This is a genomic window from Halopseudomonas pachastrellae, from assembly GCF_900114765.1.
GTDB classification, from domain to species: domain Bacteria; phylum Pseudomonadota; class Gammaproteobacteria; order Pseudomonadales; family Pseudomonadaceae; genus Halopseudomonas; species Halopseudomonas pachastrellae.
Genome location: NZ_FOUD01000007.1, coordinates 17,375 through 34,411, shown reverse-complemented (window position 1 = coordinate 34,411; position 17,037 = coordinate 17,375). Strand labels below are relative to the sequence as shown.

Here is a 17,037-nt window from a genome sequence, read left to right as displayed (position 1 = left end):
ACTCGGCTGGCATGAACAGCCCGATGATGACCGTCTGCCGATTCAGTAGCAAGATAGTGGATGCGGCTACCGCCCCGCGCAGGCACCATCACAGCACACACCTCGGCCAGAGCCAGCCCATGACGCAGCCAACACCCAGCAGCCAGCAGCAGCGCTGGCACCAGATTCAGCAGCGCGACCGCACCGCCGATGGCAGCTTTATCTACGCCGTGATCACCACGGGTGTGTACTGCCGCCCCAGTTGCCCGTCGCGCCATGCCAAGGCCGAGAACCTTCGCTTTTTTGATAACGCCGCCCAGGCCCGTGCCGCCGGCTTTCGCCCCTGCCTGCGCTGCAAGCCAGATGAAGCACCGGGCGATGCACAGCGGACCCGCATCACCCAACTCTGCCGCCTGATCGAGCAGGCCGAACAACCGCCCACGCTGCAGCAGTTGGCCGATGCCGCCGGGCTCAGCCGCTGGCACCTGCAGCGTGAGTTTCGCAAGGCGACCGGCCTGTCGCCGGCCGAATACGCCCGCGCCGTGCGGCAACAGCGCCTGCAACAGCAGCTGGCCCACGCAGGCAGCACCACAGACGCAGCGCTGGCCGCCGGCTACAACTCCGCCAGTCATTTTTATGCGCAGGCACCAACCGAGCTAGGCATGTCGGCGGCGAGCTACCGCCAGGGCGGGCAACAGCAACGCATCACCTTTGCCACCGGCCCCTGCCCCCTGGGGCGTGTACTGGTGGCCCAGAGCGATGCGGGCGTGTGCGCCATTTTGCTCGGCGATAGTGATGAAGAACTTGAACGCGACCTGCGCGCACGCTTTCCCAAGGCCGAATGTTTGGCAGACAGCACGCTGGGCCAGCATTTGGACGCCGTGGTCGCCCTGATCGAAACCCCGCATAGCGCCCCGCCGCTGCCATTGGATATACGCGGCACCGCCTTTCAGCGTCGCGTGTGGCAAGCCTTGCAAGCCATTCCGCCCGGCCAGACGTGCAGCTATTCAGAACTGGCGCACGCCATGGGTACACCCAGTGCTGCTCGCGCGGTCGCCGGCGCCTGCGCCGCCAACCCGCTGGCCATCGCCGTGCCCTGCCACCGTATCGTCCGCAGCGACGGCAGCCTGTCTGGCTACCGCTGGGGCGTGGAGCGCAAGCGCGCCCTTTTGCAGCGCGAGGCACTGGACACAACGGATGACTGAATCAGACACCACACTGACACTCGTGCTACCGGCAGACTTTCGGCATGCGGACGTGCTGCGCTTCTACGCCCGTGACCGGGAGCAGGTAGCCGAGCGAGTCCTTGACCTGCGCATCGAGAAAGCCCTGCACTGGCAAGGTCAACCCGCCCAGCTGCAACTGGACTTCAACACGCCCGGCCAGGCCCAGGCCACACTGCAGGGCGCCGACAGCACTCCCGCACAACTGGAGCAGCAACTGCGCAGCATGCTGGGGCTTAAGCAAGACATCGACAGCCTGCACACTGCACATAGTAAACACCCGGAAATAGGCCCCCTGCTCGCCCAAACCCCGGGCCTGCGCATGCCACAAAGCGGCAGCCCCTTTGAAGCCGCCTGCTGGGCCGTGATTGGCCAGATGATCAGCGTAGAAGCGGCCATCTCGGTGCGCCGCAAACTCATTCGCCATCTCGGCACGCCGCTGGCCAACGGCATGATCTGCCACCCGCTGCCCGATCAGCTGCTGGCCGCCAGCCCCGAGCAATTGCGCAGCTGCGGCCTCTCCGCCAGCAAAGCCACCACCCTAACCCGCTTGGCAGGCGCCGTAGAAAGCGGCGCCCTGCCCCTCGACCACTGGGCAGCCCAGCCCCAACCACCAGCCGACGAGATCAGCGCCGCCCTCAACCAGATCAAAGGCATCGGCCCCTGGACACAAAGCTACATCCTACTGCGCGGCTACGGCGCACTGGATGGCTCCCTGCACGGCGACGTTGTAGTACGCAAACGCCTCGGCTCCCTGCTCAACCTGCCCGAGCCGCCAGACCAGGCCTTTACCCAAAAATGGCTAAGCCAATTCGCCCCCTGGCGCGCCCTGGTCGCCGCGCACCTCTGGGCCATGCCAACCGATAGCGCAGCCAAAGACTACTGAGCCGCAAACCGGTAGCGTCTGGCCAGCAAAATGGTGGGCAGCTACAAGCAGTGAGCGCATCACCAAACGCCTCCCCCATGAACATTGGCCAGCTGAGCCGGTCGTACCTACAATGGCGACTTCCCCTTCGCGCAACTAAAAAATAAGGTGTCCTTCCGATGACTCACAAATTCCCCAGCAGCCCCCCCCTATGATCAAACACTGGTTCGGTATTTTCCGCGCAGCGGTACAGAACTGGCTTGATAGTCAGGCGTTTATCTACGCCGCAGCGCTGGCCTTTTTTACTGTGTTTTCCATTGCGCCGGTGCTCGTTGTGGTGGTGGCGTTGGTGGGATTAGTGTTGGGTGAGAGCGCGGTGCAGGGGCAGTTGTTTTCGCAGCTTGAGGGCACCATCGGCCCTGAGGCGGCGGGGGTGATTCAGACGGCGGTGTCGAACTCGCAGATCGACAATAGCGGTATCTGGCCAGCGCTTATCGGTATATTCGCCACTATCGTGGGCGCTACCACAGTATTCGCCAAGATGCAGCAGTCGCTGAACCAGATCTGGGGCGTGGCGCCGCGGCCATCGCGCAATAACCTGTGGCTGCTGATAAAAAGCCGGCTGCTGTCGCTCACCCTGATACTGGCCATTGGCTTTATTTTGCTGGTGTCGTTGATGCTGTCGGTCGCCTTCAGCGCCATCATGGCCTTTGCTGACAGCTGGCTACCGATTCCGGGGCCGGCGATGGTGGCCATTGAATTTGCCCTGTCGCTGAGCCTGACTACCCTGCTGTTCGCCTCGATGTTCAAGATTCTGCCTGATGTGTTGCTGTCCTGGCGCGATGTGCTGGTGGGCGCCTTTATCACGGCGGTGCTGTTTACGGTGGGTCGCTTTTTGATCGCCTTTTACCTGGCCTATTCCGCCACTGCGTCTGCTTATGGCGCGGCCGGTTCATTGGCGCTGCTGCTGTTGTGGGTTAACTACTCCTCAATGATTCTGCTGTTTGGCGCGGCCTTTACCCGCGCCCACCTTGAAGGGCGTGGCAAGCACGTGCGCCCCAAGCGAACGGCGGTACGCGTGCAACGCGAGCTGATCGCCAAGGCGCCGGACTGAGGCACCAGCAAAAGCCCTTGCCCGGCCGGGGTATTTAGCAAGCGACGGCCAGCGGATCACACCTGCTTATTTAGCTGCGATCACGCCCAATCGAGGCCACATGTCACGTAAGTTACGCGTGGGGAGCCCTGATTTATGCCATATGCGCTGTGCATGTCGCATTGATCAGCGCACCCTGAACAACAATAAAAAACGGAGTACACCCATGAAGAAAGGGATTATCGCGCTCATGGTGCTGCTGGGCCTGGCTGGCGGCGTTTTCTGGGCAACCGCCGATGACGATATGCGCCGTCTGGCCCTCAACCTGCCCACCGACAGCAATGTCCTGTTCTGGAGCAGCGATCAGCGCGACGCCGCTTTTCGCGCGATGGACCGCCTGCCGGTGCTGAGCGAATCCCGCGTGATTCCCGCTGGCGGTGACGTCTATCCGCTGCCTGAGGGTGAGCCGCTGGATGTGGGCGTGGATGTCGAAGCCTACATGACGGCCCAGCATGCCGCCGCGCTGGTGATTGTGCACAACGGCAAGGTGCGGCTTGAAAAATACGGGTTGGGCTTTGGGCCTGACGGGCGCTGGACCAGCTTTTCGGTCGCCAAGTCCTTCACCTCTACCCTGGTTGGTGCCGCCATTCAGGATGGCTACATCAACAGCATCGACGACATGGTGTCGGACTATATCCCTGACCTGAAGGGCAGCGCGTACGACAACGTCACCATCAGACAACTGCTCACCATGACCTCCGGCGTTGCCTGGAATGAGGACTACGCCGACCCGCAATCGGACGTGGCACTGTTCAACTCCCACAACGCAGACCCGGGCGTAGACGTGACCGTCAGCTACATGCGGCAACTGCCAGCAGAAGCCGAGCCCGGCACCAAGTGGGTGTACAAGACCGGTGAAACCAACCTGATCGGTGTGCTGGCCAGTTCTGCCGCCAACAAGCCGCTGGCTGAATACCTGTCCGAGAAGATCTGGATTCCCTTTGGCATGCAGCAGGACGCTAGCTGGATGCTGGGCTCCACCGACCATGAAATTGGCGGTTGCTGTGTGCAAGCAGCGACCCGCGATTACGCGCGTTTTGGTCTGTTCATGCTGGGTGGCGGCGTTGCCGGTGGTAAACAGGTGCTGCCCGAGGGCTGGATCAGCGAGGCCACCACCAAGCAGGTGGATATTGGTCGCCCGGGCGCCGGTTACGGTTTTCAGTGGTGGACGCTGGATGACGGCGCCTACATGGCGCAGGGTATTTTCGGCCAGGGCATCTTTATCGACCCCAACCGCCAACTGGTGATCGCCTCCAACGGCAACTGGCCACAGGCAACCGACAGCCAGGGCGGCACCCAGAGCAAGGAGCGCTTGGCGTTCTTCCGCCAGGTACAGCAGGCCATTGATGGCGAGGCGGCGCGTTAGGAGCAAGCGCGGCCACGCCTGCGGCTTAGACCGCCCTACCGAAGAGTCCCCGCATTGAGCCACCGGTGGACAAGCCTCTGGTTTGTCCACCATGGGCCTCGAACTGGTCGACGCCTACGGGAGCACGCGTGGCCAACGCTACGCGATTGACCACCCTACCGACGGGGACTGCATCAAGCCACCGGCAGGTATATGCAGGGTGGACAGGCCTCTGGTTTGTCCACCATGGGCCTCGGGCTGATCGGCGCCTACGGGAGCGCGCGTGGCCAACGCTATGCGATTGACCACCCTACCGGCACATGAAAAAAAATCCCCGCGCGAGGCGGGGATAAACGTGCAGCACACAAGCTGACGGGGCATTACATTCTTACTGAGCGGCCCACTCCAGGAAGGCATCGCGGCCTTCCGGGCTGAGCATCAGGTAAATCTGCTTAAGGGTTGCCAGGGTAGACGCGTCGTGCGGCAGGGTTTGGGCCGGAGCGGCGGCCTGCGACGGTGCCGGGATGGCAGCCGGGGCAGCTGCGCCTTGGGCCTGCGGCGCAGCGCCCAGCGGGGCAATGCCGTTGTCCTGGGCAGCAACTACAGAGCCACCACCAAACATCTGGCCGAGCATGGAGACGTAACGAGGACCCGGCTCGCTGGCAACGCGCTCGCCAGTGCGGGTGTTGACTGCGTAGCCGGAGAAGTCATCTTCCATGGCTTCGGCTTCACGCAGGTTGCTCGGCTCATCAATTTCAAGGCGCCATACATCGCCAGCCTGGCCGTTAACCAGGAAAGTGGCGCTGCGGGTGCGGACGATTTCGTGGCTCAGGCCACCGCCTACGTCATAGCCATTTTCAAAGTAGGCATTGATGCGGTACTTGCCCGGCTGCAGCTCCAGCTGACGCAGGCTGTTACCTACCATGCGGTTGGCTTCCGGTGCCGGCTGGCCGTTGATGTTCAGCACTTCCAGGGTGTTGGGCATTTCTACTACCAGCACCTGAGAGGTCGGCTGTTCGGCGCCCGAGTAGAGTTTGACGGGGGCCTGCTGGGCACAGGCAGACAGCAGTGCAGCGGCGGCGAGACAGAGCAATTGACGCATGGGATAAAACTCCTGGCACAAGTGAACATTGGGTCCGTTGGTGATCACCATTCATGACCACTTGGCGACGAGATTAAGACTGTTGGATGTCACTTTAATGACAAAGCCGGACTGTTTTCTGTAACAGTCCGGCTTTGGGGTTACTTCTGTTCCTATCGTAAGACGGGATTAGAAGTCGTAACGCAGGCCTACGGAGAAGCCGGAAGCGTCTTCACCAGCAGCACCAGCCGGGTTGGCGGTACGTGCTTGACCCCAAGGAGTCAGAGCAACGTTAGCGTCGTTCTCGGTGATGGCGTAGTTGGCGTATACACGTACAGCCTTGTCCAGCTTGTGCTCGATACCAACAGCGATCATGTCGGTGTCAAAGTCGTCAGCGTCAGCATCACGAGTCATCCACATGCCTTTCAGAGCAGTGGCGGAAGCCAGCTTCAGCTCAGCGCCTACACCGTAGGTGTCGGAAGTCAGAGCGTCTTGAACAGCGGCGGTAACAGCCGGGTTGGTGTAGTCAACAGTCTGGTAGAAACCAACCAGCTTGAAGCCGTCAGTGATCTTGAAGGCACCAGCAGCGCGGACGCCGTCACGCTCGCCGCGACCGGTATCTTCTTCAGCAGTTTCGTAGGCAACAGCGGCTTCCAGAGCGTCGCCAGCATAGTTCAGCGAGCCGCTGAATACGCTTTCGTCGGTGTCTTGGTTAGCAACAGTACCTTCTTGTACGGAGTAACCCAGTTTGGCGAAGAAGCCGCTCATGTCCGGGGTGGTGTACTCGATGGTGTTGTCATACCGCTCGTCGAAGCGGGCGTTACCAACGCGAGTCAAGTTACGCATGTCGCCGACTTGGTCGCCGAACAGGTTAGCCGGGCCACGAGCTGCTTTGAAGGGGCTGTCGAAACGACCCATGCGTACAGAACCGAAGCCGCCTTTAAGACCAACGAAAGTATCGCGGGTGTTGAAAGAGCTACCGTTGTCGGTGCCGAAGTCAATCTGCTGCTCGATCTGGAAGAAAGCGGTCAGGTTCGGGTTGATTTCGTGGTCACCCTTGAAGCCCAGACGGGAAGAGTTGCTGGACAGGTTGGTTTCGGAGTAATCAGCACCGTCATCCAGGAAATCCACAGATACGTGGGCGCGGCCGTAGATGCTTACGTCGGCCATGGCGACGGCCGGTATGGCAGCAGCCAGTGCAGTAACAGCGAATCCAGCGATGTGCTTGCGCAGAGTCATTGAGTCTTCCCTCAGTAGTATTTTGCGTTGACAGTGAAACAACACATTGGGGCGCGTTGATGGGACGGGCCCGGTGTTGGAGGGAATATTCGCAGTGCTGTATTTCAGATCAGTTGCGTGAAGATGAACATTCGATGACAGGGGAACTTTCCCCTGCACATCGAACTCTCTCAGCGGCGGGTTTTGGTAAAGCTAGATAAATCAGCCAGATAGGCGTTATTTCAAGAGGCAGGTTGAGTAGCACGCAGCACGTCGGCGGCCACCCAGTCAGATACCAGACACAGCGCCCCGGTGATGAATTGGGCGTCGGCTGTCACATTCAAACGTGCCAGCGCTTTGCGTAAGGACATCGGCTCCCGGCTCAGCAAATCGGCCAGCTGCCAGGCAAAAGGCGTGAGCTGCATAAAGCGCACCCGGTCCCCGCCATCACGCCAAACCAGCAGGCAGGTTGGCTGCGCCGGCGCCTCAACAGGTTGATAATCCGTACCCAGTTGCTGCACCGGCCATTGGTACAGCAAGGGCCAGGCAAGGGGTGACCAGTGCAGCGTGGCGTCGGCATCCACACTGCCCTGCCCACCCGCCGGCAGCTGCTCGCTGCTGATATCCAGCGCCAGTTCCACCCACTCGTAGTGCGCCAGCTCCAGCAGCCAAGGCGGGTCATTGGCATCCGCCTGATAGCCGCTCTGCAGCCAATCAATAAACTGCTCGCCAATGTCGCGAAAGTACGGTGACTGGCAGGCGTGGCCGGCCACAAATGCATCAATCAACTGATCCCAACGCGCAGTCGGCAGGAGCTTGTGCAACACCGGAAAGGTGCCACGCACAAAGCCCTCAATATTGTTGCGGATCAGCCGCTCATACACCGCTACCCGCTGCGCCGGCAGCGCTGCCGGCAACGGCTGCTGGTGCGGGGCGCGCACGCGCGCGGTAAAGCGCTGTTGCAGCTCAACACTCATGCGCGCACCTGTATGGCTGCAGCCTGCTGGTAATGCCGAATCTGCTGCAGCTCACGCTGCAACTCCTCCAGCGGCGGCATGTTGAAGTCACGCTCCAATAGGGTTGGGCGCACGCCGTGGCATTGGTAGGTGTGTTCCAGCAGCGCCCAGACCGGGTCGATAATAGGCGCGCCATGGCTGTCTATTTTCAGATCAGGCTCGGCATCAAAGTGTCCGGCCATGTGCAGGTAGGCGATGCGCTTTGAGGGCATGGCGCTGATGTAAGGCGCGGCATCGCCGCCCAGGTTGACGCTATTGACGTAAACGTTGTTTACATCCAGCAGCAGGTGGCAGTCGGCCTCATCCAGCACGGCGGCAACAAACGCGGGTTCGCTCATCTCACCCGGCAGGGTCAGATAGGCAGAGACGTTTTCGATAATCAGCGGCCTGCCCAGGGCATCCTGTACCTGTGCGATACGCTCGGCAATGCGTCGCACGTTGGCCTCGGTAAAGGGCACCGGCAGCAGGTCATACAGCTGGCCATGATCACCGCAGGCGCTCAGGTGCTCGCTGTAAACCTGCACCTGATTGGCGTCCAAAAAAGCACGCAGATCACGCAGCAGGCGCGTATCCAGCGGCGCCAGCCCGCCCAGATTCAGGGACAGGCCATGGCAGATCAGCGGATAACGCTCGGAGACCGCAGCAAACTGGCGGGCCAGGCGTCCGCCCAGACCGATCCAGTTTTCCGGCGCCACCTCAAGAAAATCCGCGACCGGCTCTGGCGTCTGTGCCAGCGCACCGAGCAGACTGCGGCGTAGCCCCAGCCCGACTCCGTGCACCGGCAGGTTGACGGTTGCGTTCACCCTCAGCTACCGCAGGTGCCTTCACCGCACTTGCCTTCCTGATCGCCCTTGCCTTCTTCATCGCCGCAAGAGCCTTCGCCACACTTGCCTTCCATATCACCGGCACCGTGGTTGTCGGCCAGGCTATAGCCGCTTTGCAGCTCCTGCACGGCAAAGGGGTTTTCGGTGGCGTGTACGGCACCGGCGGCACCCAGCAGAGTGGCACTAAGGGTCAGGACGGCGGTATTGAGATTCTTCATGCGCATTCTCCAGTAACGTCTGATAAAGAGCGTGACGGATTGCCACCCTCTGCATACTAGACGTTGCTTGGTGATCGCTGTTACAGCGGGATGCAAATCATTTTGCAGAATCGCCTGAATCTGCGTCTGAGCCTTGCTGTTGCTGGGCCTGCATGGCCTTGAGCAGCGCCTCTAGCTCGGGGGCTTGCTCATCAGGGAGGTGACGAATCACGCGCTGGCTGACACGCAACTGGCGAATAAAACGACGGCAATGCACACACATCGCCAGTGCGTACGCACCGCGATGCGCTGTTTCCACGTCAGTTCACCGTCCAGCAGATCGCTGGACAGCGCTACCAAGCCCTTGCAGCTCAACATTCGCCGGTTTCCTCAAAATGCTCCAGGGTTGCAAACACGCTCAGCCGCGCGCGATGCAGCAGTACCCTGACATTGGAGTGAGAAATGTCGAGCAAGTTACAGATGTCGCGCAATTCCAGCGCCTGTCGTTCACGCAGCAGCAAGACGCTGCGCTGGACTTCGGACAGTGTGGCCAGCGTGTGCTCCAGGCAATCACGCAGGGCCTGCTCGCTGAGCAGCGCTTCAGGGGAGTCGGTGTGCCAGAGGGTGGGCGCCCTGCCCCAATGACCATCATCGGCAAAACGGGCGTCATCAATGCTGCCGTGTGGGCCGGTGACGTCTTCCAGCGAGACTTCGCGTCGCTGCTTGCGCAGGCGACTCTTGGCGGTGTTGGCGGTAATGGTGAGCAGCCAGGTTTTCAGGCTTGAGCGCCCGGCAAAGCCCGGCAGGTTCCGCACCACGGCCAGCCAGCTGTCCTGCACCACCTCATCGGCGCTGGCGCTGCCGACAATAGCAATGGCCACCGCGCGCATGGCGCCCTGATACTGCTGTACCAGAGCGCGGTAGGCCGCCTGATCGCCCTTGAGCAGGCGCTGGATCAGGTCCTGCTGGTCGGCCATCGGCGTACTCAGCCCTTGCGGATGATCACGCTGCCAATGGAGTAACCGGCACCAAAGGAGCAGATCACACCATGGCTGCCCACCGGTAGGTCGTTCTGGTACTTGTGGAAGGCGATGATAGAACCGGCAGAGCTGGTGTTGGCGTATTCATCCAGTACCACCGGCGCTTCCTCGGCGCTCGGGTCGCGACCCAGCAGCTTGCGCGCAATCAGCATGTTCATGTTGAGGTTGGCCTGGTGCAGCCAGAAGCGCTTGACGCTGTCGACCTGCAGACCCACTTCCCCCAGGTGCTCGCCGATCAGCTCGGCCACCATCGGGCAAACATCGCGGAACACCTTGCGGCCGTTCTGCATGAACAGCTTGTCGCGGGCACCCACGCCAGACTCGTCGCAGCGGTTGAGGAAGCCGAAGTTGTTGCGGATATTGTTGGAGAACTTGGTCAGCAGCTTGGTGCCAAGGATCTCGTAGGGGTGCTCGCAAACGGCATCTTCAGCGCGCTCGATCACCACGGCGGTGCAGGCATCACCAAAGATGAAGTGGCTGTCACGGTCACGGAAGCTCATGTGACCGGTGCACACTTCTGGGTTGACCATCAGCACCGCGCGGGCCTGGCCCAGGGCAACGGTGTTGGCCGCGTTCTGGATGCCAAAGGTGGCAGAAGAACAGGCCACGTTCATGTCAAAGCCAAAGCCGTCGATGCCCAGGGCTTCCTGTACTTCTACCGCCAGCGCCGGATAGCCGCGCGGCAGGTTGGAACAGGCAACGATCACGCCATCGATATCAGCCGCTGAACGGCCCGCCGCTTCCAGCGCCTGATGGGCTGCCTTGACAGCCATCTCGCACAGCAGGGATTGTTCGTCATCGCTGCGCTCGGGGATATCCGGCACCATGCGGTTTACATCGAGAATGCCACTCTTGTTGATAACGAAGCGGCTCTTGATGCCAGAGGCCTTTTCAATAAATTCGGTGCTGGAGGCAGCCAGCGGCTCCATGGTGCCGGCTTCAATGGCAGCCGCATTCTCGGCGTTGAACTGCTCGACGTAAGCGTTGTAACTGGCGACCAGCTCTTCGTTGCTGATGCTCTGGGAGGGGGTAAACAAACCTGTTCCGCTGATCACGACTTTGTGCACGGTCGGTCCTCTTGTGGTGTCGTATAGGCCGCCCCCTCAACGCTATTGCGTTACCGCCAGGGCGCGGCTGTTATCTGTTCTGTGGCTGCGGCAGCCGGCTGACCTCAGGCCGTCTGGCGGCGCGCCGGGGTGGGCCGCTGACGACTATCGCCTTGGGCGCACAAGCGCGCGGGCATGCCAGCCTGTTCAGAGCGCTAGCATAGACGAATAGCGCGTCAAGATCACGCCATTCGCCGCTCATAAGCGCCCGTTCTAGGCCATAACCCGCTAACTTTGCGCGGTCCTGCTCAACTACTGCCACCCTGAATCTCGCGCCAGAGTTTGCCCAGGCGTTTGCTTGATACCGGCATGCGCGTGCCCAGCTGCTGAGCAAACAACGACACGCGGTACTCTTCCAGCATCCAGCGCCACTCATCCAGCCGGGCATCCCAGCGGCCTTCTTTCTGCCAGCGCTCGCTCAGGGCCTGATACTGCTGCCAGAAGCCTTGCAACTCGTCGGTCCAGGCGCGATCACGCGGCACCTGGCCCGGCAGTTTATCCAGGCGCTGCTCTATGGCGCTGAGATAACGCGGGTACTGGCTCAGCCACTCGCCGGGTACCGCGCGAGCAAAGCCGGGATAGATCAGGTGGTTCAGCTGCTCACGCACATCGTTCATTGCCAGCGCATGGGCCAGTTCCACCTTGCCCTTGAAGCGCTTGCGCAGGCCATGCCACTGCTTGAGTACCGCCAGCACCTGTTTGGCCAACTCCTCGCAGGCCGGCACCCAGTCGGAGCGGCCCGCCTCCAGCCGCGCATTAAGCGCTTGCGCATCGCGCGGCAAGGGCGCGTCTGCCGGCAAAAACACCCGATCAATCGCCCCCAGCAGCACATCGTCGGTGAGCTGCTTCTGGGTGCCCAGATCACGGTAATAAATCGCCGCGTCCTTGAGGGTGGTGAGCTTTTGGCGCAGATAGCGGGCCTGCTCGTTGAGCTGCTGGCTTTGCAGCAGCAGACGCTGCAGACCAAGGCGATGCTCACGCTGGGCCAGCTGCGGGACATCAAACAGCTGCTCGACCACTTCCTCGCCCCGCTCCACCCAAGCCGGGTAAAAGTTGACCGCAATGCCCGCCTGCTTGCGTACCAGCGTCTCCGGCAACGTATAGCTGCCCGGCGCCTCGGTGGGTGTGCTTTGCGCCTGTTGCTCAACGGGTGCCGCCTGCAGCGGCAGGCCGTCGATCTGGGCACAGAGCGCGCTGTAATCACGCCCGGCGCAAATCGGCTTGCCAGCGGCGTCCAACACTTCGATGCGCATACGCAGGTGGTCTTCCAGCTCGGTATCGCTCCAGGCGTCATCGTCCAGCCGCACGCCAGTCATGCGCGTCAGCTCACGGCCCAGTGCCTGGGTCAGGCTGCCATCGGCAAAGGGCATGCGCTCCAGCGCAGCGCGCACAAAGTCGGGCACCGGGACAAAGTTCTTGCGAATGGCCTTGGGCAGCGCGCGTACCAGCGCCACACACTTGTCGAACAGCAGCCCCGGTACCAGCCAGTCCAGCCGCTGCAGGTCAATGCGACGCAGCAGGGATGCCGGAATACGCACGGTTACGCCGTCTGCTTCATGGTTGAGCTCAAAGTGATAACTCAGCGGCAGCGCTACCGACTCCCAGCGCAATACGTCCGGGTACAGCTGCGCGCTCACATCATTGGCTTCACGCTGTAGCAGGTCATCGCGGGTCATGTGCAGCAGCTTGGGCTCCTTCTCGCTGCTGCGCTTGAGCCAGCGTTCAAAGCTGGCCAGCTGGTAGATGTTGTCCGGGATGCGCTGATCAAAGAAGCGATACAGGGTTTCGTCATCTACCACGATATCGCGCTTGCGGGCCTTGGCTTCCAGCTCATCGAGCTGGGCCAGCAGTTGCTGATTGGCCTTGTTGAACGCCGCGCGGCCATGCCACTCACCGCCCACCAGTGCCTGGCGAATAAACAGCTCGCGCGAGGTGACCGGGTCAATCGGGCCAAAGTGCACCTTGCGCCGCGGCACGATGATCAGCCCGTACAGCGACACCTGCTCAAAGGCCACCACCTGGCCGCGCTTTTTCTCCCAGTGCGGCTCGCTGTGGCTGGTCTTGACCAGGTGCCCGGCCAGCGGCTCAACCCAGGCCGGATCAATCTTGGCGGCCAGGCGACCATAGAGGCGACGGGTTTCGGTCAGCTCGGCCACCATGACCCAGGCAGGCTTCTTCTTGGCCAGCCCGGAGGATGGGTGCAGCAAAAAGCGGCGCTGGCGCGCGCCCAGATAATCGCCCTCTTCGGTCTTGTTGCCCAGGTGGCTGAGCAGGCCGGCCAGCAAAGCCTTGTGTACCGGCTCGTGCGAGGCCGGCTGGCGGTTTTCTTCCAGCCCCAGGTCGCGGCAGGTCAGACGGATCTGGCGATGGGTTTCGCGCCATTCGCGCAGGCGCAGGTAATTGAGAAAGTTACGCCGACACCAGCTGCGCAGCTGGCTTTGCGTCAGTGCCTGGCGCTGAGCCTCAAAGCCGTTCCACAGATTGAGAAAGGCGACAAAATCGGTGCCCTCCTCATTCCACTGGGCATGCGCCTGATCCGCCGCCTGCTGCTTCTCCAGCGGCCGCTCGCGCGGGTCCTGCACGGCCAGTGCCGAGGCAATCACGGTAATCTCGGCCAGTGACTGTTGCGCGGCCCCTTCAAGCAGCATGCGGCCAATGCGCGGGTCGACCGGCAGGCGCGCCAGCTGGCGACCGATGTCGGTCATCGCACCGCTGCGCTCCACCGCACCCAGCTCCTGCAGCAGGGTAAAACCGTCGCTGATCGCGCGCCCGTCGGGTGGCTCGATAAACGGAAAGTCCTCGATTCGCCCCAGACGCAAATGCAGCATCTGCAGGATCACGGAAGCCAGGTTGGTGCGGCGAATTTCCGGGTCGGTAAACTCAGGCCGGCCGTTAAAGTCGTCCTCGCTGTACAGGCGCACGCAGATACCGGGTGCCACCCGACCGCAGCGGCCCTTACGCTGATTGGCGCTGGCCTGCGAGACTGCCTCAACGGGCAGCCGCTGCACCTTGGAGCGCGGGCTGTAACGGCTGATGCGCGCCTCACCCGGATCAATCACATAAACGATACCCGGCACGGTCAGCGAGGTTTCCGCCACGTTGGTGGCCAGCACTACGCGCCGCCCGGCGTGGGAGGCAAAGATCTTCTGCTGCTCGGCGGCAGACAGGCGCGCGTACAGCGGCAGAATCTCGGTGTGCTTGAGGTTGGCCTTGCGCAGGTACTCGGCGGTGTCGCGAATCTCCCGCTCACCGGGCAAGAACACCAGCACATCGCCCGGCGTCTTGCCCTGACCGCGTTCAAACTGCTGAATCTCGCTCAGCGCCGCTACAATGCCCTGATCGATACTCAGGTCATCCTCAACGGTATTGCCCTCCTCGTCGCGCTCCGCACTAAGCGGGCGATACCAGACACCCACCGGGTAGGTGCGACCCGACACCTCGATCACCGGAGCGTTGTCGAAGTGCGCCGAGAAGCGCTCCAGGTCGATGGTCGCCGAGGTAATGATCACCTTGAGATCCGGGCGTTTGGCCAGAATGGTCTTGAGGTAACCCAGCAGAAAATCGATGTTCAGGCTGCGCTCGTGGGCCTCGTCGATGATCAGCGTGTCGTAACGGTTGAGATAGCGGTCGTGCTGGGTTTCAGCCAGCAGAATACCGTCGGTCATCAGCTTGATCAGCGAGCGCTCGGAGGTCTGATCGGTAAAACGCACCTGATAGCCAACCAGCTCGCCCAGCGGTGTCTGCAGCTCTTCGGCGATGCGCGAGGCCACGCTGCGGGCCGCCAGCCGGCGCGGCTGGGTGTGGCCGATCAAGCCGTGCGTACCGCGCCCCAGTTCCAGGCAGATCTTGGGCAACTGAGTGGTTTTACCCGAGCCGGTTTCACCGGCAATCACCACCACCTGATGCTCGGCAATCGCCGCCTTGATCTGTTCGCGCTTGTCGGCAATCGGCAATGCATCGGGGTAGATAATCTTGGGTATCAGCCGCGCACGTTCGGCTACCCGCTCGCTGGACGCGTTAAAACGCTCTAGCCAACTGGCCGCCGCCTTGCCCTGATCATCGGCCGGCAGCTTTCTGAACTGCTGCTGCAAGCGATGGCGGTCACTGGCCATGACCTGGCTGAAATCGGGCGCGTTGGCGTGTTTGGCTGGCATACAGAATCCTGTGGCGTGAAAAAACCCCGCCCGGCAATGCCGGGCGGGGTTCTATTGTCGCAAAAACGCGGGGGCTGTTGCAGCTTACTGCTTGCCGAGTTTTTTCAGCTCTTCGTCACGCAGCTCGCGGCGCAGGATCTTGCCGACGTTGGTGGTGGGCAGGCTGTCGCGGAATTCGACGTACTTGGGCACCTTGTAGGCAGTCAGGTTGCTGCGCATCTGGTTCTTCACGTCTTCTTCGGTCAGCTTGGAATCTGCAGTCTTGACCAGGAATACCTTGATCGCCTCACCGGATTTTTCATCCGGTACGCCAATGGCGGCGCACTGCTGCACACCCGGCATGGCGGCCATGACGTCTTCCAGCTCGTTGGGATAGACGTTGAAGCCGGAGACCAGAATCATGTCCTTCTTGCGGTCAACGATACGCAGGAAACCGTCTTCCTGGATGATCGCGATGTCGCCGGTTTTCAGCCAGCCCTCGGCATCCAGAATCTCGTCGGTAGCTTCCTGGCGCTGCCAGTAGCCTTTCATCACCTGCGGACCCTTGACGCACAGCTCGCCACGCTCGCCCAGCGGCAACTCGTTACCGTCTTCGTCGATCACCTTGCACAGGGTCGAAGGCACCGGAATACCAATGGTGCCCAGCTGAATGTTGCTGATCGGGTTAACGGTGGCAACCGGGCTGGTTTCGGTCATGCCGAAGCCTTCACAGATGTTGCAGCCGGTAACCTTTTTCCAGCGCTCGGCGGTAGCCAGTTGCAGCGCCATGCCGCCAGACAGGGTGACCTTGAACTTGCTGAAATCCAGCGCGCGGAAGCCCTCGTCGTTGCACAGGGCAACAAACAGGGTGTTCAGGCCAACAAAGCCGGTGAACTTGAACTTGGACAGTTCTTTGACAAAGGCCGGAATATCACGCGGGTTGGTGATCAGCACGTTGTGGTTACCGCTCACCATCATGGCCATGCAATGGAAGGTGAAGGCGTAGATGTGATACAGCGGCAGCGGACAGATAACCACTTCTTCGCCGTCGGTCATGTTGGAGGCCATCAGCTCCTTGGACTGCAGCATGTTGGCCACCAGGTTGCGGTGGGTCAGCATGGCGCCCTTGGCTACGCCGGTCGTGCCGCCGGTGTATTGCAGCACGGCGATGTCTTCGCTCTTGGGGTTGGCGTCAGTAAAGTTCTGGCCACGGCCCTTGGCCAGAGCGTCGTTGAAACGCACCATGCCGGGGATGTTGTAAGCCGGCACCATCTTCTTCAGGTACTTGACCGCCGCATTGATCAGCAGACGCTTGAGCGGCGGCAGCATGTCGCCCACTTCGGTCACGATCACGTGCTTGACGCCGGTCTTGGGCACAACGTCTTCAGCCAGATGGGCCATATTGGCCAGACACACCAGCGCCTTGGCACCGGAGTCGTTGAACTGGTGTTCCATCTCACGCTTGGTGTACAGCGGGTTGGTGTTAACCACCACAAAGCCGGCGCGCATGGCGCCAAAGACGGCAATCGGGTACTGCAGCACGTTAGGCATCTGAATGGCGATGCGGTCGCCCGGTTGCAGGCCACTGTGCTGTTGCAGGTAGGCGGCAAACTGACCGGACAGGGTGTACAGCTCACCGTAGGTCAGAGTCTTGCCGAGGTTGGTAAAGGCAGGCTTGTTGGCGAAACGTTGACAGGAGTCTTTCAGAACCGCGAGAACATTGGGGTATGAATCGGGATTGATCTCTGAAGAAACGCCTTCCGGATATTTATCCTTCCAAAAATTTTCAAGCATCTAGCCTGCTCCTGAGTCTGCTGCAGTGGGTTCGCTGCTGTCTTATCGTTAGGTGCCTTTGGC

14 protein-coding genes are annotated in these 17,037 nt (G+C 61.3%); 4 read left to right on the top strand and 10 right to left on the bottom strand.

All coding sequences use genetic code 11. From position 1 onward, the window contains the following. Positions 1 to 119 precede the first annotated feature (119 nt). The 4 genes from ada to BM116_RS06840 all read left to right on the top strand — a co-directional run bounded on the left by ada (position 120) and on the right by BM116_RS06840 (position 4,586). Positions 120 to 1,184: a bifunctional DNA-binding transcriptional regulator/O6-methylguanine-DNA methyltransferase Ada gene (gene ada, locus BM116_RS06855; RefSeq protein ID WP_083727866.1), complete on the top strand. Its 1,065-nt coding sequence runs from the start codon at positions 120 to 122 to the stop codon at positions 1,182 to 1,184. Beyond that, positions 1,177 to 2,088 carry a DNA-3-methyladenine glycosylase 2 gene (locus BM116_RS06850; protein WP_083727867.1) on the top strand — a complete coding sequence of 304 codons (912 nt, stop codon included), beginning with the start codon at positions 1,177 to 1,179 and terminating at the stop codon, positions 2,086 to 2,088. Before ada ends, BM116_RS06850 begins: the two co-directional genes overlap by 8 nt. Before the next feature lie 190 nt (positions 2,089 to 2,278). Continuing rightward, positions 2,279 to 3,181, top strand: a complete 903-nt coding sequence (locus BM116_RS06845; protein WP_083727868.1) for a YihY/virulence factor BrkB family protein — start codon at positions 2,279 to 2,281, stop codon at positions 3,179 to 3,181. Positions 3,182 to 3,386: 205 nt separating this feature from the next. After that, positions 3,387 to 4,586, top strand: a complete 1,200-nt coding sequence (locus tag BM116_RS06840; RefSeq protein ID WP_083727869.1) for a serine hydrolase domain-containing protein — start codon at positions 3,387 to 3,389, stop codon at positions 4,584 to 4,586. 367 nt (positions 4,587 to 4,953) lie between these two features. Here the strand turns inward: BM116_RS06840 and BM116_RS06835 are convergent, their stop codons facing one another. From BM116_RS06835 to fadD1, 10 genes are all read right to left on the bottom strand, one after another. Next, positions 4,954 to 5,667: a DUF2057 family protein gene (locus BM116_RS06835; protein WP_083727870.1), complete on the bottom strand. Its 714-nt coding sequence runs from the start codon at positions 5,665 to 5,667 to the stop codon at positions 4,954 to 4,956. A gap of 168 nt (positions 5,668 to 5,835) precedes the next feature. Then, positions 5,836 to 6,885 (bottom strand): porin, encoded by a 1,050-nt coding sequence (locus tag BM116_RS06830; RefSeq protein ID WP_090475073.1) that lies wholly within the window; start codon positions 6,883 to 6,885, stop codon positions 5,836 to 5,838. A 221-nt stretch (positions 6,886 to 7,106) separates the two neighbouring features. Beyond that, a complete protein-coding gene (locus BM116_RS06825; protein ID WP_083727871.1) occupies positions 7,107 to 7,841 on the bottom strand; it encodes an HvfC family RiPP maturation protein in 735 nt (244 codons plus the stop codon). Then, positions 7,838 to 8,683 (bottom strand): HvfB family MNIO-type RiPP peptide maturase, encoded by an 846-nt coding sequence (locus BM116_RS06820; RefSeq protein WP_407920306.1) that lies wholly within the window; start codon positions 8,681 to 8,683, stop codon positions 7,838 to 7,840. The genes BM116_RS06825 and BM116_RS06820 overlap by 4 nt, the downstream gene beginning before the upstream one ends. A gap of 2 nt (positions 8,684 to 8,685) precedes the next feature. Further along, positions 8,686 to 8,922 (bottom strand): HvfA family oxazolone/thioamide-modified RiPP metallophore, encoded by a 237-nt coding sequence (locus BM116_RS06815; protein WP_083727872.1) that lies wholly within the window; start codon positions 8,920 to 8,922, stop codon positions 8,686 to 8,688. Between the two features lie 97 nt (positions 8,923 to 9,019). Beyond that, on the bottom strand, positions 9,020 to 9,220 hold the full coding sequence (locus BM116_RS06810; protein ID WP_235846713.1) for a hypothetical protein: 201 nt from the start codon (positions 9,218 to 9,220) through the stop codon (positions 9,020 to 9,022). A 52-nt stretch (positions 9,221 to 9,272) separates the two neighbouring features. Then, the gene (locus tag BM116_RS06805; RefSeq protein WP_083727873.1) at positions 9,273 to 9,878 is read right to left on the bottom strand and encodes an RNA polymerase sigma factor; all 606 of its coding nucleotides are present in this window, start codon (positions 9,876 to 9,878) and stop codon (positions 9,273 to 9,275) included. 8 nt (positions 9,879 to 9,886) lie between these two features. Next, on the bottom strand, positions 9,887 to 11,008 hold the full coding sequence (locus BM116_RS06800) for a beta-ketoacyl-ACP synthase III (protein WP_083727874.1): 1,122 nt from the start codon (positions 11,006 to 11,008) through the stop codon (positions 9,887 to 9,889). A 287-nt stretch (positions 11,009 to 11,295) separates the two neighbouring features. Beyond that, on the bottom strand, positions 11,296 to 15,201 hold the full coding sequence (gene hrpA, locus BM116_RS06795; protein WP_083727875.1) for an ATP-dependent RNA helicase HrpA: 3,906 nt from the start codon (positions 15,199 to 15,201) through the stop codon (positions 11,296 to 11,298). Positions 15,202 to 15,285: 84 nt separating this feature from the next. After that, complete coding sequence (fadD1, locus tag BM116_RS06790) at positions 15,286 to 16,974, bottom strand: long-chain-fatty-acid--CoA ligase FadD1 (RefSeq protein WP_083727876.1); 1,689 nt, start codon at positions 16,972 to 16,974, stop codon at positions 15,286 to 15,288. Between the last annotated feature and the right edge of the window lie 63 nt (positions 16,975 to 17,037).

What these genes read in the sequence shown, in the direction of transcription:
- ada (WP_083727866.1), top strand. Translation starts at nt 120, where the DNA reads ATGACGCAGCCAACACCCAGCAGCCAGCAGCAGCGCTGGCACCAGATT.
- BM116_RS06850 (WP_083727867.1), top strand. Translation starts at nt 1,177, where the DNA reads ATGACTGAATCAGACACCACACTGACACTCGTGCTACCGGCAGACTTT.
- BM116_RS06845 (WP_083727868.1), top strand. Translation starts at nt 2,279, where the DNA reads ATGATCAAACACTGGTTCGGTATTTTCCGCGCAGCGGTACAGAACTGG.
- BM116_RS06840 (WP_083727869.1), top strand. Translation starts at nt 3,387, where the DNA reads ATGAAGAAAGGGATTATCGCGCTCATGGTGCTGCTGGGCCTGGCTGGC.
- BM116_RS06835 (WP_083727870.1), bottom strand. Translation starts at nt 5,667, where the DNA reads ATGCGTCAATTGCTCTGTCTCGCCGCCGCTGCACTGCTGTCTGCCTGT.
- BM116_RS06830 (WP_090475073.1), bottom strand. Translation starts at nt 6,885, where the DNA reads ATGACTCTGCGCAAGCACATCGCTGGATTCGCTGTTACTGCACTGGCT.
- BM116_RS06825 (WP_083727871.1), bottom strand. Translation starts at nt 7,841, where the DNA reads ATGAGTGTTGAGCTGCAACAGCGCTTTACCGCGCGCGTGCGCGCCCCG.
- BM116_RS06815 (WP_083727872.1), bottom strand. Translation starts at nt 8,922, where the DNA reads ATGAAGAATCTCAATACCGCCGTCCTGACCCTTAGTGCCACTCTGCTG.
- BM116_RS06805 (WP_083727873.1), bottom strand. Translation starts at nt 9,878, where the DNA reads ATGGCCGACCAGCAGGACCTGATCCAGCGCCTGCTCAAGGGCGATCAG.
- hrpA (WP_083727875.1), bottom strand. Translation starts at nt 15,201, where the DNA reads ATGCCAGCCAAACACGCCAACGCGCCCGATTTCAGCCAGGTCATGGCC.
- fadD1 (WP_083727876.1), bottom strand. Translation starts at nt 16,974, where the DNA reads ATGCTTGAAAATTTTTGGAAGGATAAATATCCGGAAGGCGTTTCTTCA.